General features: G+C 68.4%; 17 protein-coding genes. 14 read left to right on the forward strand and 3 right to left on the reverse strand.

Annotated elements, in window-relative coordinates:
* Positions 1-17 precede the first annotated feature (17 nt).
* The 10 genes from AAC979_RS14030 to AAC979_RS14075 all read left to right on the forward strand — a co-directional run bounded on the left by AAC979_RS14030 (position 18) and on the right by AAC979_RS14075 (position 9,669).
* Positions 18-842: an ABC transporter ATP-binding protein gene (locus AAC979_RS14030; protein WP_371347492.1), complete on the forward strand. Its 825-nt coding sequence runs from the start codon at positions 18-20 to the stop codon at positions 840-842.
* A 9-nt stretch (positions 843-851) separates the two neighbouring features.
* On the forward strand, positions 852-1,634 hold the full coding sequence (locus AAC979_RS14035; protein ID WP_371347493.1) for an ABC transporter permease: 783 nt from the start codon (positions 852-854) through the stop codon (positions 1,632-1,634).
* Complete coding sequence (locus AAC979_RS14040; RefSeq protein WP_371347494.1) at positions 1,631-2,947, forward strand: cytosine deaminase; 1,317 nt, start codon at positions 1,631-1,633, stop codon at positions 2,945-2,947. The genes AAC979_RS14035 and AAC979_RS14040 overlap by 4 nt, the downstream gene beginning before the upstream one ends.
* Complete coding sequence (locus AAC979_RS14045; RefSeq protein WP_371347495.1) at positions 2,937-4,358, forward strand: FAD-binding oxidoreductase; 1,422 nt, start codon at positions 2,937-2,939, stop codon at positions 4,356-4,358. The genes AAC979_RS14040 and AAC979_RS14045 overlap by 11 nt, the downstream gene beginning before the upstream one ends.
* The gene (locus AAC979_RS14050) at positions 4,358-4,945 is read left to right on the forward strand and encodes an NAD(P)H-dependent oxidoreductase (protein WP_371347496.1); all 588 of its coding nucleotides are present in this window, start codon (positions 4,358-4,360) and stop codon (positions 4,943-4,945) included. Before AAC979_RS14045 ends, AAC979_RS14050 begins: the two co-directional genes overlap by 1 nt.
* A 125-nt stretch (positions 4,946-5,070) precedes the next feature.
* Entirely contained in the window at positions 5,071-5,565 is a 495-nt protein-coding gene (locus tag AAC979_RS14055) for a MarR family winged helix-turn-helix transcriptional regulator (RefSeq protein WP_371347497.1), read from the forward strand.
* 90 nt (positions 5,566-5,655) lie between these two features.
* Positions 5,656-6,639: a 2-hydroxyacid dehydrogenase gene (locus AAC979_RS14060; protein ID WP_371347498.1), complete on the forward strand. Its 984-nt coding sequence runs from the start codon at positions 5,656-5,658 to the stop codon at positions 6,637-6,639.
* 10 nt (positions 6,640-6,649) lie between these two features.
* On the forward strand, positions 6,650-7,378 hold the full coding sequence (locus AAC979_RS14065) for an AprI/Inh family metalloprotease inhibitor (protein ID WP_371347499.1): 729 nt from the start codon (positions 6,650-6,652) through the stop codon (positions 7,376-7,378).
* Positions 7,379-7,497: 119 nt separating this feature from the next.
* A complete protein-coding gene (locus AAC979_RS14070; protein ID WP_371347500.1) occupies positions 7,498-8,352 on the forward strand; it encodes a hypothetical protein in 855 nt (284 codons plus the stop codon).
* 204 nt (positions 8,353-8,556) lie between these two features.
* Positions 8,557-9,669 (forward strand): glycosyltransferase family 2 protein, encoded by a 1,113-nt coding sequence (locus AAC979_RS14075; RefSeq protein ID WP_371347501.1) that lies wholly within the window; start codon positions 8,557-8,559, stop codon positions 9,667-9,669.
* Positions 9,670-9,813: 144 nt separating this feature from the next.
* Here AAC979_RS14075 and radC read toward each other — a convergent pair whose 3' ends face one another.
* The 3 genes from radC to AAC979_RS14090 all read right to left on the reverse strand — a co-directional run bounded on the left by radC (position 9,814) and on the right by AAC979_RS14090 (position 12,736).
* Positions 9,814-10,581 carry a DNA repair protein RadC gene (gene radC / locus AAC979_RS14080; RefSeq protein WP_371347502.1) on the reverse strand — a complete coding sequence of 256 codons (768 nt, stop codon included), beginning with the start codon at positions 10,579-10,581 and terminating at the stop codon, positions 9,814-9,816.
* A gap of 17 nt (positions 10,582-10,598) precedes the next feature.
* Positions 10,599-11,426 carry a type I methionyl aminopeptidase gene (gene map, locus AAC979_RS14085; RefSeq protein WP_371347503.1) on the reverse strand — a complete coding sequence of 276 codons (828 nt, stop codon included), beginning with the start codon at positions 11,424-11,426 and terminating at the stop codon, positions 10,599-10,601.
* Between the two features lie 104 nt (positions 11,427-11,530).
* Positions 11,531-12,736 (reverse strand): GNAT family N-acetyltransferase, encoded by a 1,206-nt coding sequence (locus AAC979_RS14090; protein ID WP_371347504.1) that lies wholly within the window; start codon positions 12,734-12,736, stop codon positions 11,531-11,533.
* Between the two features lie 136 nt (positions 12,737-12,872).
* Between AAC979_RS14090 and AAC979_RS14095 the strand changes: the two genes are divergently transcribed.
* The 4 genes from AAC979_RS14095 to AAC979_RS14110 all read left to right on the forward strand — a co-directional run bounded on the left by AAC979_RS14095 (position 12,873) and on the right by AAC979_RS14110 (position 16,580).
* Complete coding sequence (locus AAC979_RS14095; RefSeq protein WP_371347505.1) at positions 12,873-14,081, forward strand: pyridoxal phosphate-dependent aminotransferase; 1,209 nt, start codon at positions 12,873-12,875, stop codon at positions 14,079-14,081.
* Between the two features lie 30 nt (positions 14,082-14,111).
* Positions 14,112-14,693, forward strand: a complete 582-nt coding sequence (locus tag AAC979_RS14100) for a lysozyme inhibitor LprI family protein (RefSeq protein ID WP_371347506.1) — start codon at positions 14,112-14,114, stop codon at positions 14,691-14,693.
* Between the two features lie 109 nt (positions 14,694-14,802).
* The gene (locus AAC979_RS14105) at positions 14,803-15,564 is read left to right on the forward strand and encodes an SDR family NAD(P)-dependent oxidoreductase (protein ID WP_371347507.1); all 762 of its coding nucleotides are present in this window, start codon (positions 14,803-14,805) and stop codon (positions 15,562-15,564) included.
* Positions 15,565-15,671: 107 nt separating this feature from the next.
* Positions 15,672-16,580, forward strand: a complete 909-nt coding sequence (locus AAC979_RS14110; protein ID WP_371347508.1) for a sugar kinase — start codon at positions 15,672-15,674, stop codon at positions 16,578-16,580.
* Positions 16,581-16,590 lie beyond the last annotated feature (10 nt).

The following is a 16,590-nucleotide window of genomic DNA, read 5'->3' on the forward strand; positions in this document are numbered from 1 at the left end:
TGCGTCGCGGGCCGGGCATGAACGCCCGCGCCCCCGACCTCGCCCCGCCCCCGGTGACGAAGGGCGCGCCGCTGCTGCGCCTTTCCGGCGTCGGCAAGCGCTTCGGTAACGGGGTCACCGCGCTGGAGGGGCTGGACATGGAGGTGCACGAAGGCGAGTTCGTCTCGCTGCTCGGCCCCTCCGGCTGCGGCAAGTCGACGGCGCTACGCCTCATCGCCGGCCTCGCCGAGCCGAGCGAGGGCCGGCTGGACTGGGACGCCGACGCGAAGGCCCGGCAGGCCCAGCAGGCGCGGGACCGCCACTCCATCGGCTTCGTGTTTCAGGAGCCGACGCTGATGCCGTGGGCTAGCGTGTTCGGCAATGTCCATCTGCCGCTGAAACTCGCCGGAATCAGCCGGCGCGAGGCCGAGCCCGCCATCATGGAAGCGCTGGAACTGGTCGGCCTCGCCGCCTTCCGCGACGCCTATCCGCGCGAGCTTTCCGGCGGCATGAAGATGCGGGTCTCCATCGCCCGCGCGCTCGTCACCAAGCCGCGCCTCTTACTGATGGACGAGCCCTTCGCCGCGCTGGACGAGATCACCCGCTTCAAGCTGAACAATGATCTGCTCGCCGTGTGGCGGCGGCTGAACTGCACCATCGTCTTCGTCACCCATTCGGTGTTCGAGTCGGTCTATCTCTCCTCCCGCATCCTGGTGTTCCGCGCCCGGCCGGGGCGCATTTCGGCCGAACTCGCCATCGCTGCGGACCAGCCGCGCGACGAGGCCTTCCGCACCTCGCCGGAATATGCGGCGCTGTGCCGCGAAACCTCGCTCGCCCTCGCCCGGGCGATGGATGCGGGTTAGGAGACGGGCATGACCACCTCGCCGCTGCGCTGGCTTTTGCCCCTCGGCGTGCTGACGGCTCTCATCCTTGGCTGGGAAGCGGTGGTGAAGCTGAACAACCTCCCGCCCTATGTGCTGCCGGCGCCGGACGCGGTGCTGGCGACGCTGGTCAAGGACCGCGCGGTGCTGTTCGCCTCCATGCTGGTGACGCTGCAGACCACGCTGGTCGCGCTGGCGCTCGCCGTGGTCGGCGGCGTTGCCCTGGCGCTGCTGTTCGCCAGCGCCCGCATTGTCGAGTTCTCGCTGTTCCCCATCGCGGTGATCCTGCAGGTGACGCCCGTCATCGCCGTGGCCCCGCTGATGCTGATCTATCTCTCCACCGACAGCGCCGTGCTGCTCTGCGCCTGGATCGTCGCCTTCTTCCCCGTGCTGTCCAACACCACGCTGGGGCTGAACTCGGTCGATCCCAATCTGCGCGACCTGTTCCGCCTCTCCGGCGCCTCGCGCTGGCAAACCTTGGCGCAGCTCAAACTGCCCACCGCCCTACCCTATTTCCTCGGCGGGCTGCGCATTGCCGGCGGGCTGGCGCTGATCGGCGCGGTGGTCGGCGAGATCGCCGCCGGCTCGGCCGGGCAAGGGTCGGGCCTCGCCTTCCGCATTGTCGAATCCGCCTATCGGCTCAACATTCCGCGCCTGTTCGCCGCACTGCTGCTCATCTCGCTCACCGGCATCCTCATCTATGCCGCGCTGAGCCTACTCTCCTGGCTGGTGTTACGGCGCTGGCACGAAAGCGAACTGGGTGGCCGGACGTGACGCTCGATCTAGAAGCCCCGCCCGCCGCCTTCGTGCTGGGCCATGCCCGTGTGCCCGCCTGTCTCGTTCCGGCCTTGGCCGGGCCGCCGGATGCGGAGGGGTTGGTGGCGGTCGACATCGCGGTGGAAGGGGCGCGGCTCGCCCGTCTCGCGCCGGCCGGCGCGCTGGTCGAGGCCGGGCCGCGGCTTGAATGTCGGGGCGGCTTGGTGCTGCCCGGCCTCGTCGACATCCACACCCATCTCGACAAGGGTTTCATCTGGAAGCGGGCGCCCAACCCGGACGGCAGTTTCGACGGGGCGGTGCAGGCGGTGAACGCGGACCGCACCGCGCATTGGAGTGAGGAGGACATAGGCCGGCGCTTCGATTTCGGCCTACGCTGCGCCTATGCCCATGGCACGGTGGCGATCCGCACCCATCTCGATTCCGACGGCCCGCGCGCCGCCGGCGCATGGCGGGTCTTCACCCAGATGCGCGAGGCCTGGCGCGGGCGGATCGAGCTGCAGGCCGTCGGCCTCATCGCTATCGACCGCGTGCTCGACGACAGCGCGTTCACGCCTTTGCTGGATCTGGTGCGCGCCCATGGCGGCCGCCTTGGCGCCTATACCTATCTCACCCCCAGCCTCGAAGCAGGCCTCGCCCGGCTGTTCGACGCCGCCGAGCGCTTCGGCCTCGAGCTCGACCTGCATGTGGATGAGCGGGACCGCGAGGGGCGCGGGCTCGACCTTCTCGCGCGCATGGCGCTGGAGCGCCGCTTTGAGGGGCCGATCCTCGCCGGCCATTGCTGCGCTCTGGCGGTGAATCGGGAGGACGAGATCGACCGCACGCTCGACCTTGTGGCGGAGGCCGGCATTGCCGTCGTCTCGCTGCCCATGTGCAATCTCTATTTGCAGGACCGCCAGCCCGGCCGCACCCCGCGCTGGCGCGGCGTCACCCTGCTGCACGAGATGAAGGCGCGCGGCATCCCGGTCATGGTGGCGAGCGACAATGCGCGCGATCCCTTCTATGCCTATGGCGACCTCGATCTCGTCGAGGTGTACCGGGAGGCCGCCCGCATCGCCCATCTCGACCATCCCCATGGCGACGGGCCTGCGCTCATCTCCCGCACGCCGGCGGCGCATATGGGCGTGGAGGCCGGAACGTTGGCCGAGGGAGCGCCCGCCGATCTCTCGCTCTTCCCCGCGCGCAGCCTCAATGAATGGCTCGCCCGCCCGCTGGCGGCGCGCATCGTGCTCCGCGCGGGCCGTGCCATCGACACCACGCCGCCCGACTATGCCGAGCTGGACGACCTGATGGAGCGCCCGCGTGAGCTATGACCTTCCCGCGCTGAAGGCCCGGCTCGCGGGCATCCGGCTGGAGGAAAATCCGGCCGTGCTGCGGCAGAAGAGTCGCGATTTCTACTGGTACTCGCCGACGCTGAAGCGCCAGCTCGACGGCGTCATCGGCGACATTCTCGCCGCACCGACGCACGAAGACGACGTGCTGCGCATCCTCGCCGCCTGCTTCGAACTCGGCATTCCCGTCACCCCGCGCGGCACCGGCACCGGCAATTACGGTCAGGCCATGCCGCTGGCGGGCGGGCTGGTGCTCGACCTCTCCGGCCTCGACACGGTGCTGGAGATCGCCCCCGGCCGGGTGCGGGCGCAGGCCGGCGCGCTGATCGCCGACATCGACGCCGCCTGCGCGGCGAGCGGGCAGGAACTGCGGCTGCACCCGTCCACCTACCGCACCGCCACCCTTGGTGGCTTCATCGCCGGCGGCTCCGGCGGCGTCGGCTCGATCACATGGGGCGGGCTGCGCGATCTCGGCAACATCGTCGCGCTGCGCATCGCTACGATGGAGGCGACGCCGCGGATTCTGGAGCTTTCCGGCGAGGCGGTGCAGACCGTCGCCCACGCCTATGGCACCAACGGCATCATCCTCGATGTCGAGATGCCGCTCGCCCCCGCCTATGACTGGATCGAGGCCATCATCGGCTTCGAGGATTTTGGCGCTGCCGCCGCCTATGCCAACGCACTCGGCGAACAGGACGCGATCCTGAAAAAGCTGCTTTCGGTCATCGCCGCGCCGATCCCGCAGACGAGCTTTTTGCGTCACCGGCCCTTCCTGCCGGAGGGCCGGCACATCGTGCTGGTGATGCTGGCGCCGATGGCGCGCGCCGCCTTCGAGAGCTTCACCGCCCGCTGCGGCGGGGACATGCTGTTCCGTTCCGATCTCCTGTCGCCGGAGGAGCGGAAAGGCCTGCCGCCGCTCTACGAACTCGCCTGGAACCACACGACGCTGCGGGCGCTGCGGGTAGATCCCGCCATCACCTATCTGCAGACGCTCTACCCGTTTCCGCACCAGCTCGCCCTCGTGGAGAAGGTGCACACCTTGCTGGGCGAGGAGGTGCCGGCGCATCTCGAATTCGTGCGCTTCGACGGCAAGGTCACCTGTTTCGGCCTGCCGCTGGTGCGCTTCACCTCCGAAGATCGGCTTGAGGAAATCGTCGCCCTGCATGAGGAACTGGGCATTCCGGTGTTCAACCCGCACCGCTACACGCTGGAGGAAGGCGGGATGAAGCAGACCGACCCGGCGCAGCTCGCCTTCAAGCGCCAGGCGGACCCGCGCGGCCTGCTCAACCCCGGCAAGATGATCGCCTGGGAAAATCCCGACTTCGACTTTGCCACCGGCCGCACCTATCTGTTCCCCGGTCTGGGAGGCAGAGGCATGGAGGAGGCCGGCTGATGCGCGCGCTTGTCGTCTACTGCCACCCGGTGGCGGAGAGCTTCACCGCCGGCGTGCGCGACGCAGTGATCCGGGGCCTGAAGGCGGCCGGCCATGAGGTGGACCTTCTCGACCTCTATGGCGAGGGCGCCGATCCGGTTATGGGACGGGATGAGCGGCTCGCCTATCATGAACCCGGCCTCAACACCGTACGCATCGCCGGTCATCTCGACCGGGTGAAGCAGGCGGACGCCCTCATCTTCGTCGCCCCCACCTGGTGGTATGGGCCGCCGGCCATGCTGAAAGGCTGGCTCGACCGCGTGCTGGTGCCGCATGAGACCTTCGGCATGCCGCAGCCCTTCCGCCCGCTGGAACGCCGGCTCACCAATATCCGCCTCCTCGCCGCGGTCAGCACGCTCGGCTCGCCCTGGTACTGGTGGCTGTGGATCGGCCAGCCCGGCCGGCGCATCTTGCTCGACGGCATTGGCGGCATCGTCCACCCGCGGGCGCGCAAGCTATGGCTGGCGCTGCACAGCATGGATTCGGCGAGCGCCGAACGCCGCGCCGCCTTCCTCGCCCGGGTGGAGGCACGTTTCGCCCGGCTGTGATGCCGCGCGGCAAAACGTGCTTTGCCGGGCGTCCTTTTGCTGGCATCGCGAATTGTGTCACGGCAATGCGTTATTTTCGCATTAGATAATGGTACCGTGGCGTGTATCGGATCGCAGGGACGCCCATGAAGGACGGCTTCGACAAGAAGATTGGCCAGCGGCTGCATCATGTGGCGCGGCTTCAGCGCGCTTTGGCGGCGCGCCGCCTTCAGGATATCGGCCTGTTTCCCGGCCAGGAAACGGTGCTCAAGCTGCTCTGCGAAAGCGACGGCCGCACTATGAGCGAACTCGCCGCCGCGCTGAAGGTGCGCCCGCCCACCGCGTCAAAGACGGTCGGCCGGCTCTCGGCCCAGGGGCTGCTGGTGCGCCGCGCCTCCGAGGGCGATGCCCGGCTGGTGCGGGTCCATCTCACCGAGGAAGGCCGTCACCGCGCCGAAGCGATCGACGCCATTTCCGATTCCATCGAAGACACGATGACCGCCGGCCTCGACGGCAAGGATCGCAAGCGCTTCCGCAAGATGCTGCGCAAGATCGACCGCAACCTCTCCACCCAGCTCGGCGCCGTCTCCAGCGAGGCGGACGAGGAGGCCGAGGACGGGGTGGAGGAAGAGACGGCCTGACGGCGAACCGGGGCTGGCTTCGCCGAATCGGGCTTGAAAGCGGCCCGGCTTTGGTGAGGAATAGCCGCCCCTCGTGCGCAGGAGTGCCCCATGTCCAGCCGCCCCGACCTTCTCCAGACCGGCCCGATGATGGGCATGATCGAGGCGCAGTTGAACGAGCACTTCACCGTCCACCGCCTCGACGCGCCGGACGCCGAGGCGATGCTGGCCGAGTTCGGCCCGCGCATCCGTGCCGTGGCCACCGGAGTCGGCTCCACAGGCGGCGGCGCCCGGCGGGTGACGGACGCGCTGATGGCGCGTTTGCCGGCGCTCGAGATCGTCGCCAATTTTGGTGTCGGCTATGATTCGGTGGATGCCGCGGCCGCCGGTCGGCGCGGCGTGGTCGTCACCAACACGCCCGGCGTGCTCGACGACGAGGTGGCGGACCTCACCATCGGCCTGCTGCTCGCCACCATCCGCCAGATTCCCCAGGCCGAGCGGCATCTGCGCGAGGGCAAGTGGCTCGCCGGCGGCTTTCCCCTCAGCGCCACGCTGCGCGACCGCACCATCGGCATTGTCGGCATGGGCCGTATCGGCCGCGCCATCGCCCGCCGGCTGGAAGGCTTCGGCCGGCCCATCGCCTATCACAGCCGCCGTCCGGTGGCGGATGTGCCCTACACCCATTATCCCGAGCTGGTCGCGCTGGCGCGCGATGTCGATGTGCTCATCCTCATCGTCCCTGGCGGGGCGGAGACCGACCGCATGGTCAACGCCGAGATACTCGCCGCGCTCGGCCCCAAGGGCGTGCTGATCAATGTCGCGCGCGGCTCGGTGGTCGACGAGCCGGCGCTGGTGGCGGCGCTGGAAAACGGCACCATCGCCGCCGCCGGGCTCGACGTGTTCGCCGATGAGCCGCATGTGCCGGAGGCGCTGGTCGGGATGAGCAATGTGGTACTGCTGCCCCATATCGCCTCCGCCACCCATGTCACCCGCGACGCGATGGGCCAGCTCGTGGTCGACAATCTCCTCGCCTGGGCGCAGGGCCGGCCAGTACTCACCCCTGTACCGGAGACGCCGGTGAAGCCGGCCGGCTGAGAGCGCGCACATGGCGTTCCGAACCCGATCGCGCGGGATCGCGCTCGCGGCCGGCGCACTCGCCCTGCTCGGCGCGAGGCACGCGGCGGCGCAGGAGAGCGGCCTGCCCCCGGCAGCCGCGCTGGCGGCGGAGTACCGGCTGACCAATGCCGATGGCGACCGCGTCTGCGTACTCACCCTCTCCGACAAGCCGCATGGCCGGGGCCGCGCCATGCCGGCGCGCTACGACCTGGCCTTTGACCGGCAGGCCTGCGCCGGCGCCATCCTGTTCAGCGTCGACATCGCCTCCTGGTCGCCCGGTCCCGGCAATGCCATCCGGCTGCAGGGGGCGGAGGGCGGGCTGGTGGCCGAGTTCACCGAAGGCGTGGGCGGCACCTGGGAGGCGCTGCGCGAGGGCGACGGGGTCTATTTCCTCGTCAATCCGCACCTTGCCGACCCCGCGCTCCGGGCCGCCGATCTCGTGGGTGGCTGGGACCTCGCGGAGCAGGCGGGAAAGCCGCTGTGCCGGCTGGAGCTCACGGACGCGGAGGCCGGCAGCGGCACGTTCCGCGCCCGGCTCGCGGCGGGCTGCCCGGCGCGCCTCGCCGCGCTGGCCATTGATCGCTGGCGGCTCGACGATGGCAGTTTGGTGCTGCTCTCCGCCACGGGCGAGGGGCTGCGCTTCGCCGCGCAGGAAGATGGCGGCTGGGAAAAGGTGCCGCCGGATGAGGGATCGCCGCTGCTGCTCAGCCGTCCGTGAGCGCGCCGTTCGTCCCCCGCCCGCCGAAATGGGAGATCGCGCGGCCACTCTCTGGCCACGCTGCCGGCAGGCGCCTAAGCTGCCGAAGAAGGCATGGCCGAGGGGAAAGAGCGGGTGCCATGAACGAGCATGTTGCCATTTTTCTCCATGTCGCGACCATCGGCCGATACAATGAAGTGATGAATGAAGTGCTTGGGGCCATATCGAGCTCCAAACATCCCCACTTGATCCGCTCTATCGAGGTAAACATCGTCGGACAGGGGGAGGTCACGGTCGATAGGGACGATCCCCGCCTCACGCTGATCCGCCGGCATGACGACGTAACCATATTCGAAATACCGACACTACAGTCCATACACAACTATAGCAAAATGAATCCTGGAGAAAATATATTATATTTCAATTGCCTTGGCGGAAGACATCTCGGTGCTGGATTTCATATACGGAAAACTTGGCGCCAGATGCTATATCAATATTATATTGACGACATGCGCGACTGCCTGACCGCTCTTTCCCAAAGCGACGCCTGCGGCATCTTCTGGCACGAAAAGCCGCTTCCGCACTTCGCCAGCAATAATTGGTGGGCAAAGGCTGACTATATCGCCTCATTGACCGACCCCGCCGCCTTCGCAGACCGGGTGGAGGCTCTGAATCTGGACAGCTATGGGGGGAATTGGACCCGGGCCACCCACAAGCGCCGCCACGCGGCGGAATTCTGGATCGGATCGGGAGCCGGCATCCGCCCGGCCAACCTGTTGAACTTCCAATCAGGCGTGCTGCCCAGAACGTTCACGGGTTCCTATCCCTGGTGGGACCTGCCGGGGATCGACTGGGGACGGGTCGCCCGCATCGCAAGGAAAAGGAACGCACCGCATGAGCCACTGCTCTCGTCGGCGCAGATCGTCCGGGCCGCCGCTCGCTATCATCTGAAGAAGGCCTATGATCGGGCGAAGGCTGTCCGCGCAGGATCATAGACCCGACGCGCCCGCCATGGGACGAGGCAGCCCCACGGCGGCTACACGCGAAGCAGATACCGGTTTCGCGTGCGAAACGGCGTCAAAGCGGAAAGCGGGCGCCGCTCCGGTGAACCGGTCGTCAACGGAACGGGTCCAGAGGCTCCGGCCACAGGCCGGCGTCGCGGCAGCGAACCGGGACCGCGCCTCGCCACCGGACGGGCCGTGACGGCGCGCCGGCGCGTAGCGCCAAAGCTCCCCCGCAAGGGGCCAGGACCATGTATAAGGACCGTCGGCAACGGAGATATGTTTGCGATGCACGTCATCTCGCTCTGCATCCCGACATATAACCGAGCGTCCCTGCTTTCCGAGCTGCTCGACAGCATTCTCGAACAGGACTGCGTCGACGCGGTCGAAATCGTCATCAGCGACGACGCCTCGACCGACGCCACCGCCCTCACGGCGGAAGCCTACAGGCCCCGCTTCAGGCACTTCAAATTCATTTCCCAGCCGGCGAATATCGGCATCGACGGCAATTTTCTCGCCGTCGTCGCTGCGGCCACGTCCCCCTATATCTGGCTGATGGGTGACGATGACCGGCTGGAGCCCGGCGGCCTTCGCCGGCTGCTGGAGGCGATCGAGCGCTGGCCGCAGGCTGTGGGCTTCACGCTCGGGGTTCTCGATTACGACGTTACCATGAGCCGACCGGTCGGCGTTCGCGCGACACCGCCCACGCAGGTGATGACAGGCGCGACGGCCGTCTTCTCCTCCATGCCGGAGCTCTTGGGGTTCATGTCCGCTCTCGTGGTGAAAAGGGACCATTGGAACAGCGCGATCGCCGATCCCACGATAGGAGCGGTCAGGAACTATTATGTTCAGGTCGTTATCCTCGGGCGCATCCTTGGGGAAAGCGGGCAGTGGGGCGTCATTCAGACCCCCTGCGTCGGCTTTCGCACCGGAAATGACCAGTTGCAGGCCCGCCATGGCTGGCTCGACCGGCTCAAGATCGACGCGCAGGCCTATGGCGAGATCGCCGATCTGCTGTTCCCGCACGCGCCCGAGACCCGCGCCGTCATCCGCCGGCGCATCTTCAACGCGCACATCATGGCGCGCATCACCAACGCCAAGACCATGCCGGCACCGACCGAAGGGGTGGCATCCGCCATCGTCTTCCTGGCGAAGACCTATGGAACACTGCCCGCCTTCTGGACCCGCGCTTTGCCGATGCTCCTGGCTCCCAAATGGTCCATCCGGAGCGCGCGCGGCTTCTATAAGAAATATATCCGCTCGTCCGGCGCGCGCCGCGCCTCCCTGGGTCGCAGCGCTAGCGGCCATTAGAGCGTTTTCGAGCGAAGTGGATACCGGTTCGCATGAAGAAACCGCGACAAAACAAGGTATCAGATCATTTCACCGTTGCCGTGCAACAGTGAAATGATCTGACGCACGCCCGGCCTGATCGCACCGCAATCAAACACGCCAAGGTCAGATCAGCCGCAGCCCGCGCAAGCTGGCGTGGCCGTCCTTGCCGACGATGATGTGGTCGTGCACCTCGATGCCCAGCGGCTTGGCCACGTCGATGATGGTCTTGGTCATCTGGATGTCGGCATTGGAGGGCGTGGGATCGCCGCTCGGGTGATTGTGCACGAGGATCAGCGCGCTCGCCGCCACTTCCAGCGCCCGCTTCACCACCTCGCGCGGATAGACCGGGGTGTGGTCCACCGTGCCGCGCTGCTGCACCTCGTCGAGGATGAGCTGGTTGCGCTTGTCGAGGAACAGGACGCGGAACTGTTCCTGCTCGACAAAGGCCATGCTGGCCCGGCAATGGGCGATGACCGCGCTCCAGGAGGAGAGCACCGGGCGCGCCCGCACCTGGCCGCGCGTCACCCGCTCCACCGCCGCGCCGATCAGCTTCAGCTCGGTGACGATGGCCTCGCCCACGCCCTTCACCTCGCGCAGCCGCCCCGGCGCGGCGCCGACCACCTCGGCGAAGGAGCCGAAACGGTCGATCAGCGCCTTGGCCAGCGGCTTCACATCGGCGCGCGGCACGGCGCGGAACAGCACGAGTTCGAGCAGTTCGTAATCCGGCAGCGCCTCGCCGCCGGCCTGGCGGAAGCGCTCGCGCAGCCGCTCTCGATGACCGAGAAAATGCGGCTCCGCCTCGTCAAAGCCCGGCGACGCGGCCGGCTCGCCCCCGGCGGAACCCGGCGCGGCCTCGCGGCCGCCGCTGCGCCCTGCTCCGTTGCGCGCCATGCCGGCCCCGGCCCCAATCAGTCGTTGCTGAAGATCGGCTTATGGTAGCCCTTGGGCGAGAGGGTGAAGATCTCGCAGCCCGTTTCCGTCACCCCCACCGTGTGCTCGAACTGGGCGGAGAGCGAACGGTCGCGCGTCACCGCCGTCCAGCCATCGGACAGCACCTTCACATGCGGGCGGCCGAGATTGATCATCGGCTCGATGGTGAAGATCATGCCGGGCATCAATTCCGGCCCGTCGCCGCGCCGGCCGACATGCACGATGTTGGGCTCGTCGTGGAACACCTGGCCGACGCCATGGCCGCAAAAATCGCGCACCACGCTCATATGCAAGGGTTCGACGAAATCCTGGATCGCCGCGCCGATATCGCCGACATGATTGCCCGGCTTCACCTCGGCGATGCCGCGCATCAGCGATTCATAGGTCACGTCGAGCAGCCGTTCGGCGCGGCGGGGAATCTCGCCCACCGGGTACATGCGGCTCGAATCGCCGTACCAGCCGTCGACGATCAGCGTCACGTCGACATTGACGATGTCGCCCTCGCGCAGCGGCTTGTCGTTGGGAATGCCGTGGCAGACGACATGATTGATCGAGGTGCAGGTGGATTTGCGGTAGCCGCGATACATCAGCGTCGCCGGCAGCGCGCCATGGTCCATGGCGAAGTCGAAGACCAGCCGGTCGATCGCCTCGGTGGTGACGCCCGGCGCCACCATCTCATGCACGAGATCAAGCGCCTGCGCCGTGAGCTGCCCGGCCTTGCGCATGCCGGCAAAGCCCTCGGGGCCATGCAGCTTGATATGGCCGGTCTTGCGCAGCGGCGCGCCGGCCGCCTCCACATAGCTCATCGTCGAACGTCCAACAGCACAGGGTCAGGGCGAATGCCCGTGCCGAATGTAAGCGATCCGCGCTCCGGCGCAAGGAAAGCGCGCGCGGAACGGTCCGCGCGCCCTCAGCCTGCCGGTTCGGTGGAGGGTGCGGCGAGAGCTTTGGCCATATGTACCAGCCGCCGGTCGGGCAGTTGCTCCACCCGTTCGATGGCGTAGCCCTTGCGGCGGTACCAGTTGATGTTGGCTTCCAGCGGCTCGCCGGTATAGAGCCGCACCATCGGCCGGCCCAATGCCCGCGCCCGCGCCTCGGCGGCAGCCAGCAGCAGGTTGCCATGGCCGAAGCCCTGGGCCCGCGGGCAGGCGGCGAGGCTGTCGGCCAGAAGATCATCGCCGCGCGGCAGCAGAATCGCGACGGCGGCGATGCCGTCGGCGCCATCCAGCGCCCATACCTCCCGCTCGCGGAACACGCGGGCATAATCCCACAGCAGCGGCACCGGCTCGACGCCGAGCAGGATGCGGTTGCGGGCATAGGCGGCGCGCTGCAGCGTCTCCACAGCGGCAAGGTCGGACAGGTCGGCACGGCGCAGCGTGCGGCCTTCCACGTCAAGCGTGCGCGCATTGAGCGCGGAGAGCGGCACCATTTGCCGGCCCGCCGCGTCGAAATTCTCCGCCGCCAGCCAGGCCTCCATCGCCACCGCGATCTGCGGCCATTCCTCGGCGAGAATGGAGAACCACGCCGTGTCGCGATTGCGACCCTTGATGATCATATGGTGGCGGAAAATGCCCTCGAAGCGGAAGCCATAGCGTTCCGCCGCCCGGCGCGAGGGGGCGTTGAGTGCGTTGCACTTCCACTCATAGCGCCGGTAACCCAGCGTCTCGAACACATGCCGGGCCATGAGATACATGGCCTCGGTACCGCCCGGGGTGCGCATCAGCGCCGGCGTGTAGAGGATGTGCCCAACCTCGATGCAGCGGTTTGGCGGGTCGATCCGCAGATAGGTCGCATGCCCCACCGCGACGCCGCTGGCCTTGTCGACAATGGCGAACAGCAGCGGGTCGTCGCGCTCCGCCGCCGGGCCGTAATAGGCGGCGAAGGCGGCATAGTCCGCATAGGGCCCGTTCGGCAGATAGGCGAAGATGGCCTCGCTCTCGGGTCCATGGCTGCCGGCGAACAGCGCCGGCCCATGGGCGGCGAGATCGAAGGGCACGAGATCGACGAATCGCCCCTCCAGCCGGGTGCGCTGCGGCCGCGGCGCCGGCGCGGTGTCGACCGGCGCGCCGAGCGGCAGCGCCGGCGGTGCGGATGTCTGTTGCTGCGGACCACTCATTCGCGTCTCACCCACGCCCGGCCGGCGGTGCCGGCTCTTGAACCTTGCCCCGCTCCCGTGTGACACGACTGCGAAACACTGCAAGAGCTTTGATGCACCGCATCACCGCAAAAGCCACCGGCAACGCCACGAGGACATGATGACGCCAGCCGCCCGCCTGCCCCTGCACCCCGTCGCGGCCTTCGAGCGCATCGGCGAGGAGAACGCCTTCGCCGTGCTGGCGCGCGCCGCCGCTTTGTCCGCGCAGGGTCGCGACATCATCAATCTCGGAATTGGCCAGCCGGATTTCTCAACGCCCGGCCACATTGTGGAAGCCGCCATCAAGGCGCTGCGCGACGGCCAGCACGGCTACACCCCTTCCGTCGGCATCCAGCCGCTGCGCGAGGCGGTGGCGGGCGACATCGAGCGCCGTTTCGGCCTCGGCATCGACCCTGGCCGGGTGATGATCGTGCCCGGCGGCAAGGTGACGATGTTCTCCGCCATCCTCATGCTGGGCGAACCCGGCGCGGAAATCCTCTATCCCGATCCCGGCTTTCCCATCTACCGCTCGATGATCGAGTTCACCGGCGCCACCCCCGTGCCGGTGCCGGTGCGCGAGGAAAACGGCTTCGGCTTCTCGGCGGCGGAAGCGCTCTCGCTCATCACCGAGCGCACCCGCCTCGTCATTCTCAACTCGCCGGCCAATCCGACAGGCGGCGTTACCCCCAAGGCCGAGATCGACGCCTTCGTTGCCGGGCTGGCCGCGCACCCGCAGGTCGCCATCCTCTCGGACGAGATCTACGACCAGTTCCTGTTCGACGGCGAAGCCCACACCACCCTGCTCGCCTATCCGGAAATCCGCGACCGGCTGATCCTGCTCAATGGGTGGTCGAAGACCTATGCGATGACCGGCTGGCGGCTCGGCTGGGCGCTGTGGCCGGAAGGGCTGTTCGACGCCGCGCGCAAGCTCGCGGTCAATGCCTGGTCCTGCGTCAACGCCCCGGCGCAGTTCGGTGCCCTGGCGGCGCTCACCGGGCCGCAGGACTGCGTGGCGGAAATGGTCGCCGAGTTCGACCGCCGCCGGCATCTGGTGGTGGACGGGCTCAACGCCCTGCCGGGCGTGCGCTGCGCCGTGCCGAAGGGCGCCTTCTACGCCTTTCCCAATATTTCGGGCACCGGCTGGACCTCGGCCAAGGCGCTCGCCACCGCCTTGCTGGACGAGGCGGGAGTGGCCACCATAGGCGGTCCGGATTTCGGCGTGTTCGGCGAAGGCTATATCCGCCTGTCCTACGCCAATTCCGCCGAGAACATTTCCCGCGCGCTTGAGCGCATGGACGCCTTCCTGCGCAAAGCACCCGCCGCCTGAGCGCGGCGGGCCGAACGGAGGCCGAGACCGATGACAGACCGCCGACGCCGCCTCGGCCTTCGCCTTCTTGCCGCGCCGCTTCTGCTCGGGCTCGGCGGCATGGCGGCAGCGGCCGCGACAGACCCGGCGGCCTGCCGGCGCGAGCACGCCGAGCCGCGCGCCTATCTCGATTGCCTCGCCGCGCTGCAGGCGGCGGGCGAAAGCGCGCTGGAACGCAGCGTCGCCGGCGTGCTCGCCGCCATAGAGGCGCGGGCCGATCTGCAACCGGCCCAGCGCCGCCGCTGGAGTTCGCTGTTCGAGGAGGCGCAGGGGCGTTTCGTCCACTGGCGCAATTTCGAGTGCCAGAGCATCGCCCCGTTCGAGGGCGAGGGCCCGAAGCAGAGCATTGGCGGCCGGCTCGGCGGGTCGGGGGTGATGGAACAGCGGATGATCTGCCTCATCGGTCTCAACCAGCAGCGCGCCCGTGATCTCGAATTCCGCTATGCGCCTGCGGGCGGCTGGCCGACGCCCCCGGCCGCGACTGTCGCGCCGTCCGGCGGCGGGGATGCAACCGTGACGACAGAGCCGCCCGCGACCGCTACCCCGCCGCGCGTCATCATCATGGCGCCGTAAGGCCGCTGGGCTAGCCGCAGCGGAATAAGCCGACGAAGCGTCTTGTGCGGGGGCGGCGGTGTTGGGATCATGTCGCCCTCTTCCCCCCGCTCGTGAAGGATCACCGACCATGGATCTCGGACTCAAGGGACTGCGCGCCGTCGTCACCGGCGGCACCAAGGGCATCGGCCTCGCCATCGCCGAGACCCTGGCCGCCGAGGGCTGCGATGTCGCCCTGTGCAGCCGCAACGGCACGGAAGCGGAAGCCACCGCCGCGCGCCTCGCGGAAAGCGGCGTCAGGACACTGGGCGCGGCGGCGGATGTGTCCGACGGGGCGGCGCTGGCCAGCCTGGTCGACAAGGCGGCGGAAGCGTTTGGTGGGCTCGACATCGTTGTCGCCAATGTCAGCGCGCTGGCGGTCGGTCATGACGAGGAGCACTGGAAGAAGGGCTTCGAGACCGACCTGATGGGCACGGTGCGGCTCGTCAATGCCGCCATGCCCTATCTGGAAAAGAGCGCCGCCGCCTCCATCGTCACCATCTCCTCGGTGTCGGGCCGTGAGATCGACTTCGCCTGCGGTCCCTATGGCGTCTTCAAGGCGGCACTCATCCACTACACGCAGGGCCTCGCCTATCAGTTGGCGCCGAAGAAGATTCGCGCCAACACCGTCTCGCCCGGCAATACCTATTTCGACGGCGGCATCTGGAACCAGATCAAGGACGGCAACCCGGCCCTGTTCGCCGAGGCGCTGGCGCTGAACCCCACCGGGCGCATGGCGACGCCGCAGGAAATCGCCAATGCCGCCGTCTTCCTGGCGAGCCCGGCGGCGAGCTTCATCTATGGCACCAATCTCGTGGTCGACGGTGCCCTGACGCGCGGCGTGCAGCTCTGACATCCCGCTCCGCCCCGCCTCGCGCGGGGCGGAAACCGGCCCGGCCTTGCCTCCCCCGGCAAATGCGGCGAGGCTCCCGCGCGAATCGACGCGACAGGGAGGGACGCATGGCCCGGGTCATTTCAATCGGCGAAGTCATGGTCGAACTGGCGCGCGGCGCCGATGGCCGCTTCAGCCAGGGCGTGGGGGGCGACACGTTCAACACCGCCGTCTATCTCGCCCGCGCCGGCGTCGAGACCGCCTATGCCACCGCGCTCGGCGACGACCCCTATTCCGACGCCATCCGCGCCTCGGCGCAGGGCGAGGGCCTCGACACCAGCCTGATCGCCCGCGTGCCGGGCCGCACCGCCGGCCTCTATCTCATCGACATCGACCGGTCGGGCGAGCGCCGCTTCACCTATTGGCGCGACACAGCCCCGGCGCGCGACCTGTTCGAACTCCCCGGCTGGGAAGCGGTGTGCGAGGCGCTGATCGAGGCCAAGCTCATCTATCTCTCGGGCATCACTCTCTCGCTCTATTCCAATGCCGGGCTGGGTCGCCTGCTGGCCACCATCGAATTCGCCCGCGAGCGCGGCACCCGCATCGTGTTCGACGGCAATTTCCGCCCGCGCAACTGGGGCGGCGACGTGGCCCGCGCCCGCGCCGTCTATGCCGAGGCGCTCAAGCGCACCTCCATCGCCCTGCCCACCTTCGAGGACGAGGCGAACCTGTGGGGCGACGGCTCGCCCACCGCCACCGCCGAGCGGCTCGCCACCTTCGGCGTGCAGGAAATCGTGGTGAAGAACGGCGCCGAGGGAGCGCTGGTGATGAGCGGAGGCACGGCGCAGCTCGTCGCCATCCCGCAGCCGGTGGTGCCGGTGGACACCACGGCGGCGGGCGACAGCTTCAACGCCGCCTATCTCGCCGCGCGCCTTGCGGGCGAAGCCCCGGCGGCGGCGGCGACGGCGGGGCACCAACTCGCCGGGCAGGTGATCCGCCATCGCGGGGCGCTGCTGCCGCGCCAGGCCAACGCCTGAGTCCCGCGCC

This window comes from Ancylobacter sp. IITR112 (genome assembly GCF_041415945.1).
Classification (GTDB): Bacteria; Pseudomonadota; Alphaproteobacteria; order Rhizobiales; family Xanthobacteraceae; genus Ancylobacter.

Coding starts and splice junctions, on each gene's coding strand:
- AAC979_RS14030 (WP_371347492.1), top strand. CDS start 18: ATGAACGCCCGCGCCCCCGACCTCGCCCCGCCCCCGGTGACGAAGGGC.
- AAC979_RS14035 (WP_371347493.1), top strand. CDS start 852: ATGACCACCTCGCCGCTGCGCTGGCTTTTGCCCCTCGGCGTGCTGACG.
- AAC979_RS14050 (WP_371347496.1), top strand. CDS start 4,358: ATGCGCGCGCTTGTCGTCTACTGCCACCCGGTGGCGGAGAGCTTCACC.
- AAC979_RS14055 (WP_371347497.1), top strand. CDS start 5,071: ATGAAGGACGGCTTCGACAAGAAGATTGGCCAGCGGCTGCATCATGTG.
- AAC979_RS14060 (WP_371347498.1), top strand. CDS start 5,656: ATGTCCAGCCGCCCCGACCTTCTCCAGACCGGCCCGATGATGGGCATG.
- AAC979_RS14065 (WP_371347499.1), top strand. CDS start 6,650: ATGGCGTTCCGAACCCGATCGCGCGGGATCGCGCTCGCGGCCGGCGCA.
- AAC979_RS14070 (WP_371347500.1), top strand. CDS start 7,498: ATGAACGAGCATGTTGCCATTTTTCTCCATGTCGCGACCATCGGCCGA.
- radC (WP_371347502.1), bottom strand. CDS start 10,581: ATGGCGCGCAACGGAGCAGGGCGCAGCGGCGGCCGCGAGGCCGCGCCG.
- map (WP_371347503.1), bottom strand. CDS start 11,426: ATGAGCTATGTGGAGGCGGCCGGCGCGCCGCTGCGCAAGACCGGCCAT.
- AAC979_RS14090 (WP_371347504.1), bottom strand. CDS start 12,736: ATGAGTGGTCCGCAGCAACAGACATCCGCACCGCCGGCGCTGCCGCTC.
- AAC979_RS14095 (WP_371347505.1), top strand. CDS start 12,873: ATGATGACGCCAGCCGCCCGCCTGCCCCTGCACCCCGTCGCGGCCTTC.
- AAC979_RS14100 (WP_371347506.1), top strand. CDS start 14,112: ATGACAGACCGCCGACGCCGCCTCGGCCTTCGCCTTCTTGCCGCGCCG.
- AAC979_RS14105 (WP_371347507.1), top strand. CDS start 14,803: ATGGATCTCGGACTCAAGGGACTGCGCGCCGTCGTCACCGGCGGCACC.
- AAC979_RS14110 (WP_371347508.1), top strand. CDS start 15,672: ATGGCCCGGGTCATTTCAATCGGCGAAGTCATGGTCGAACTGGCGCGC.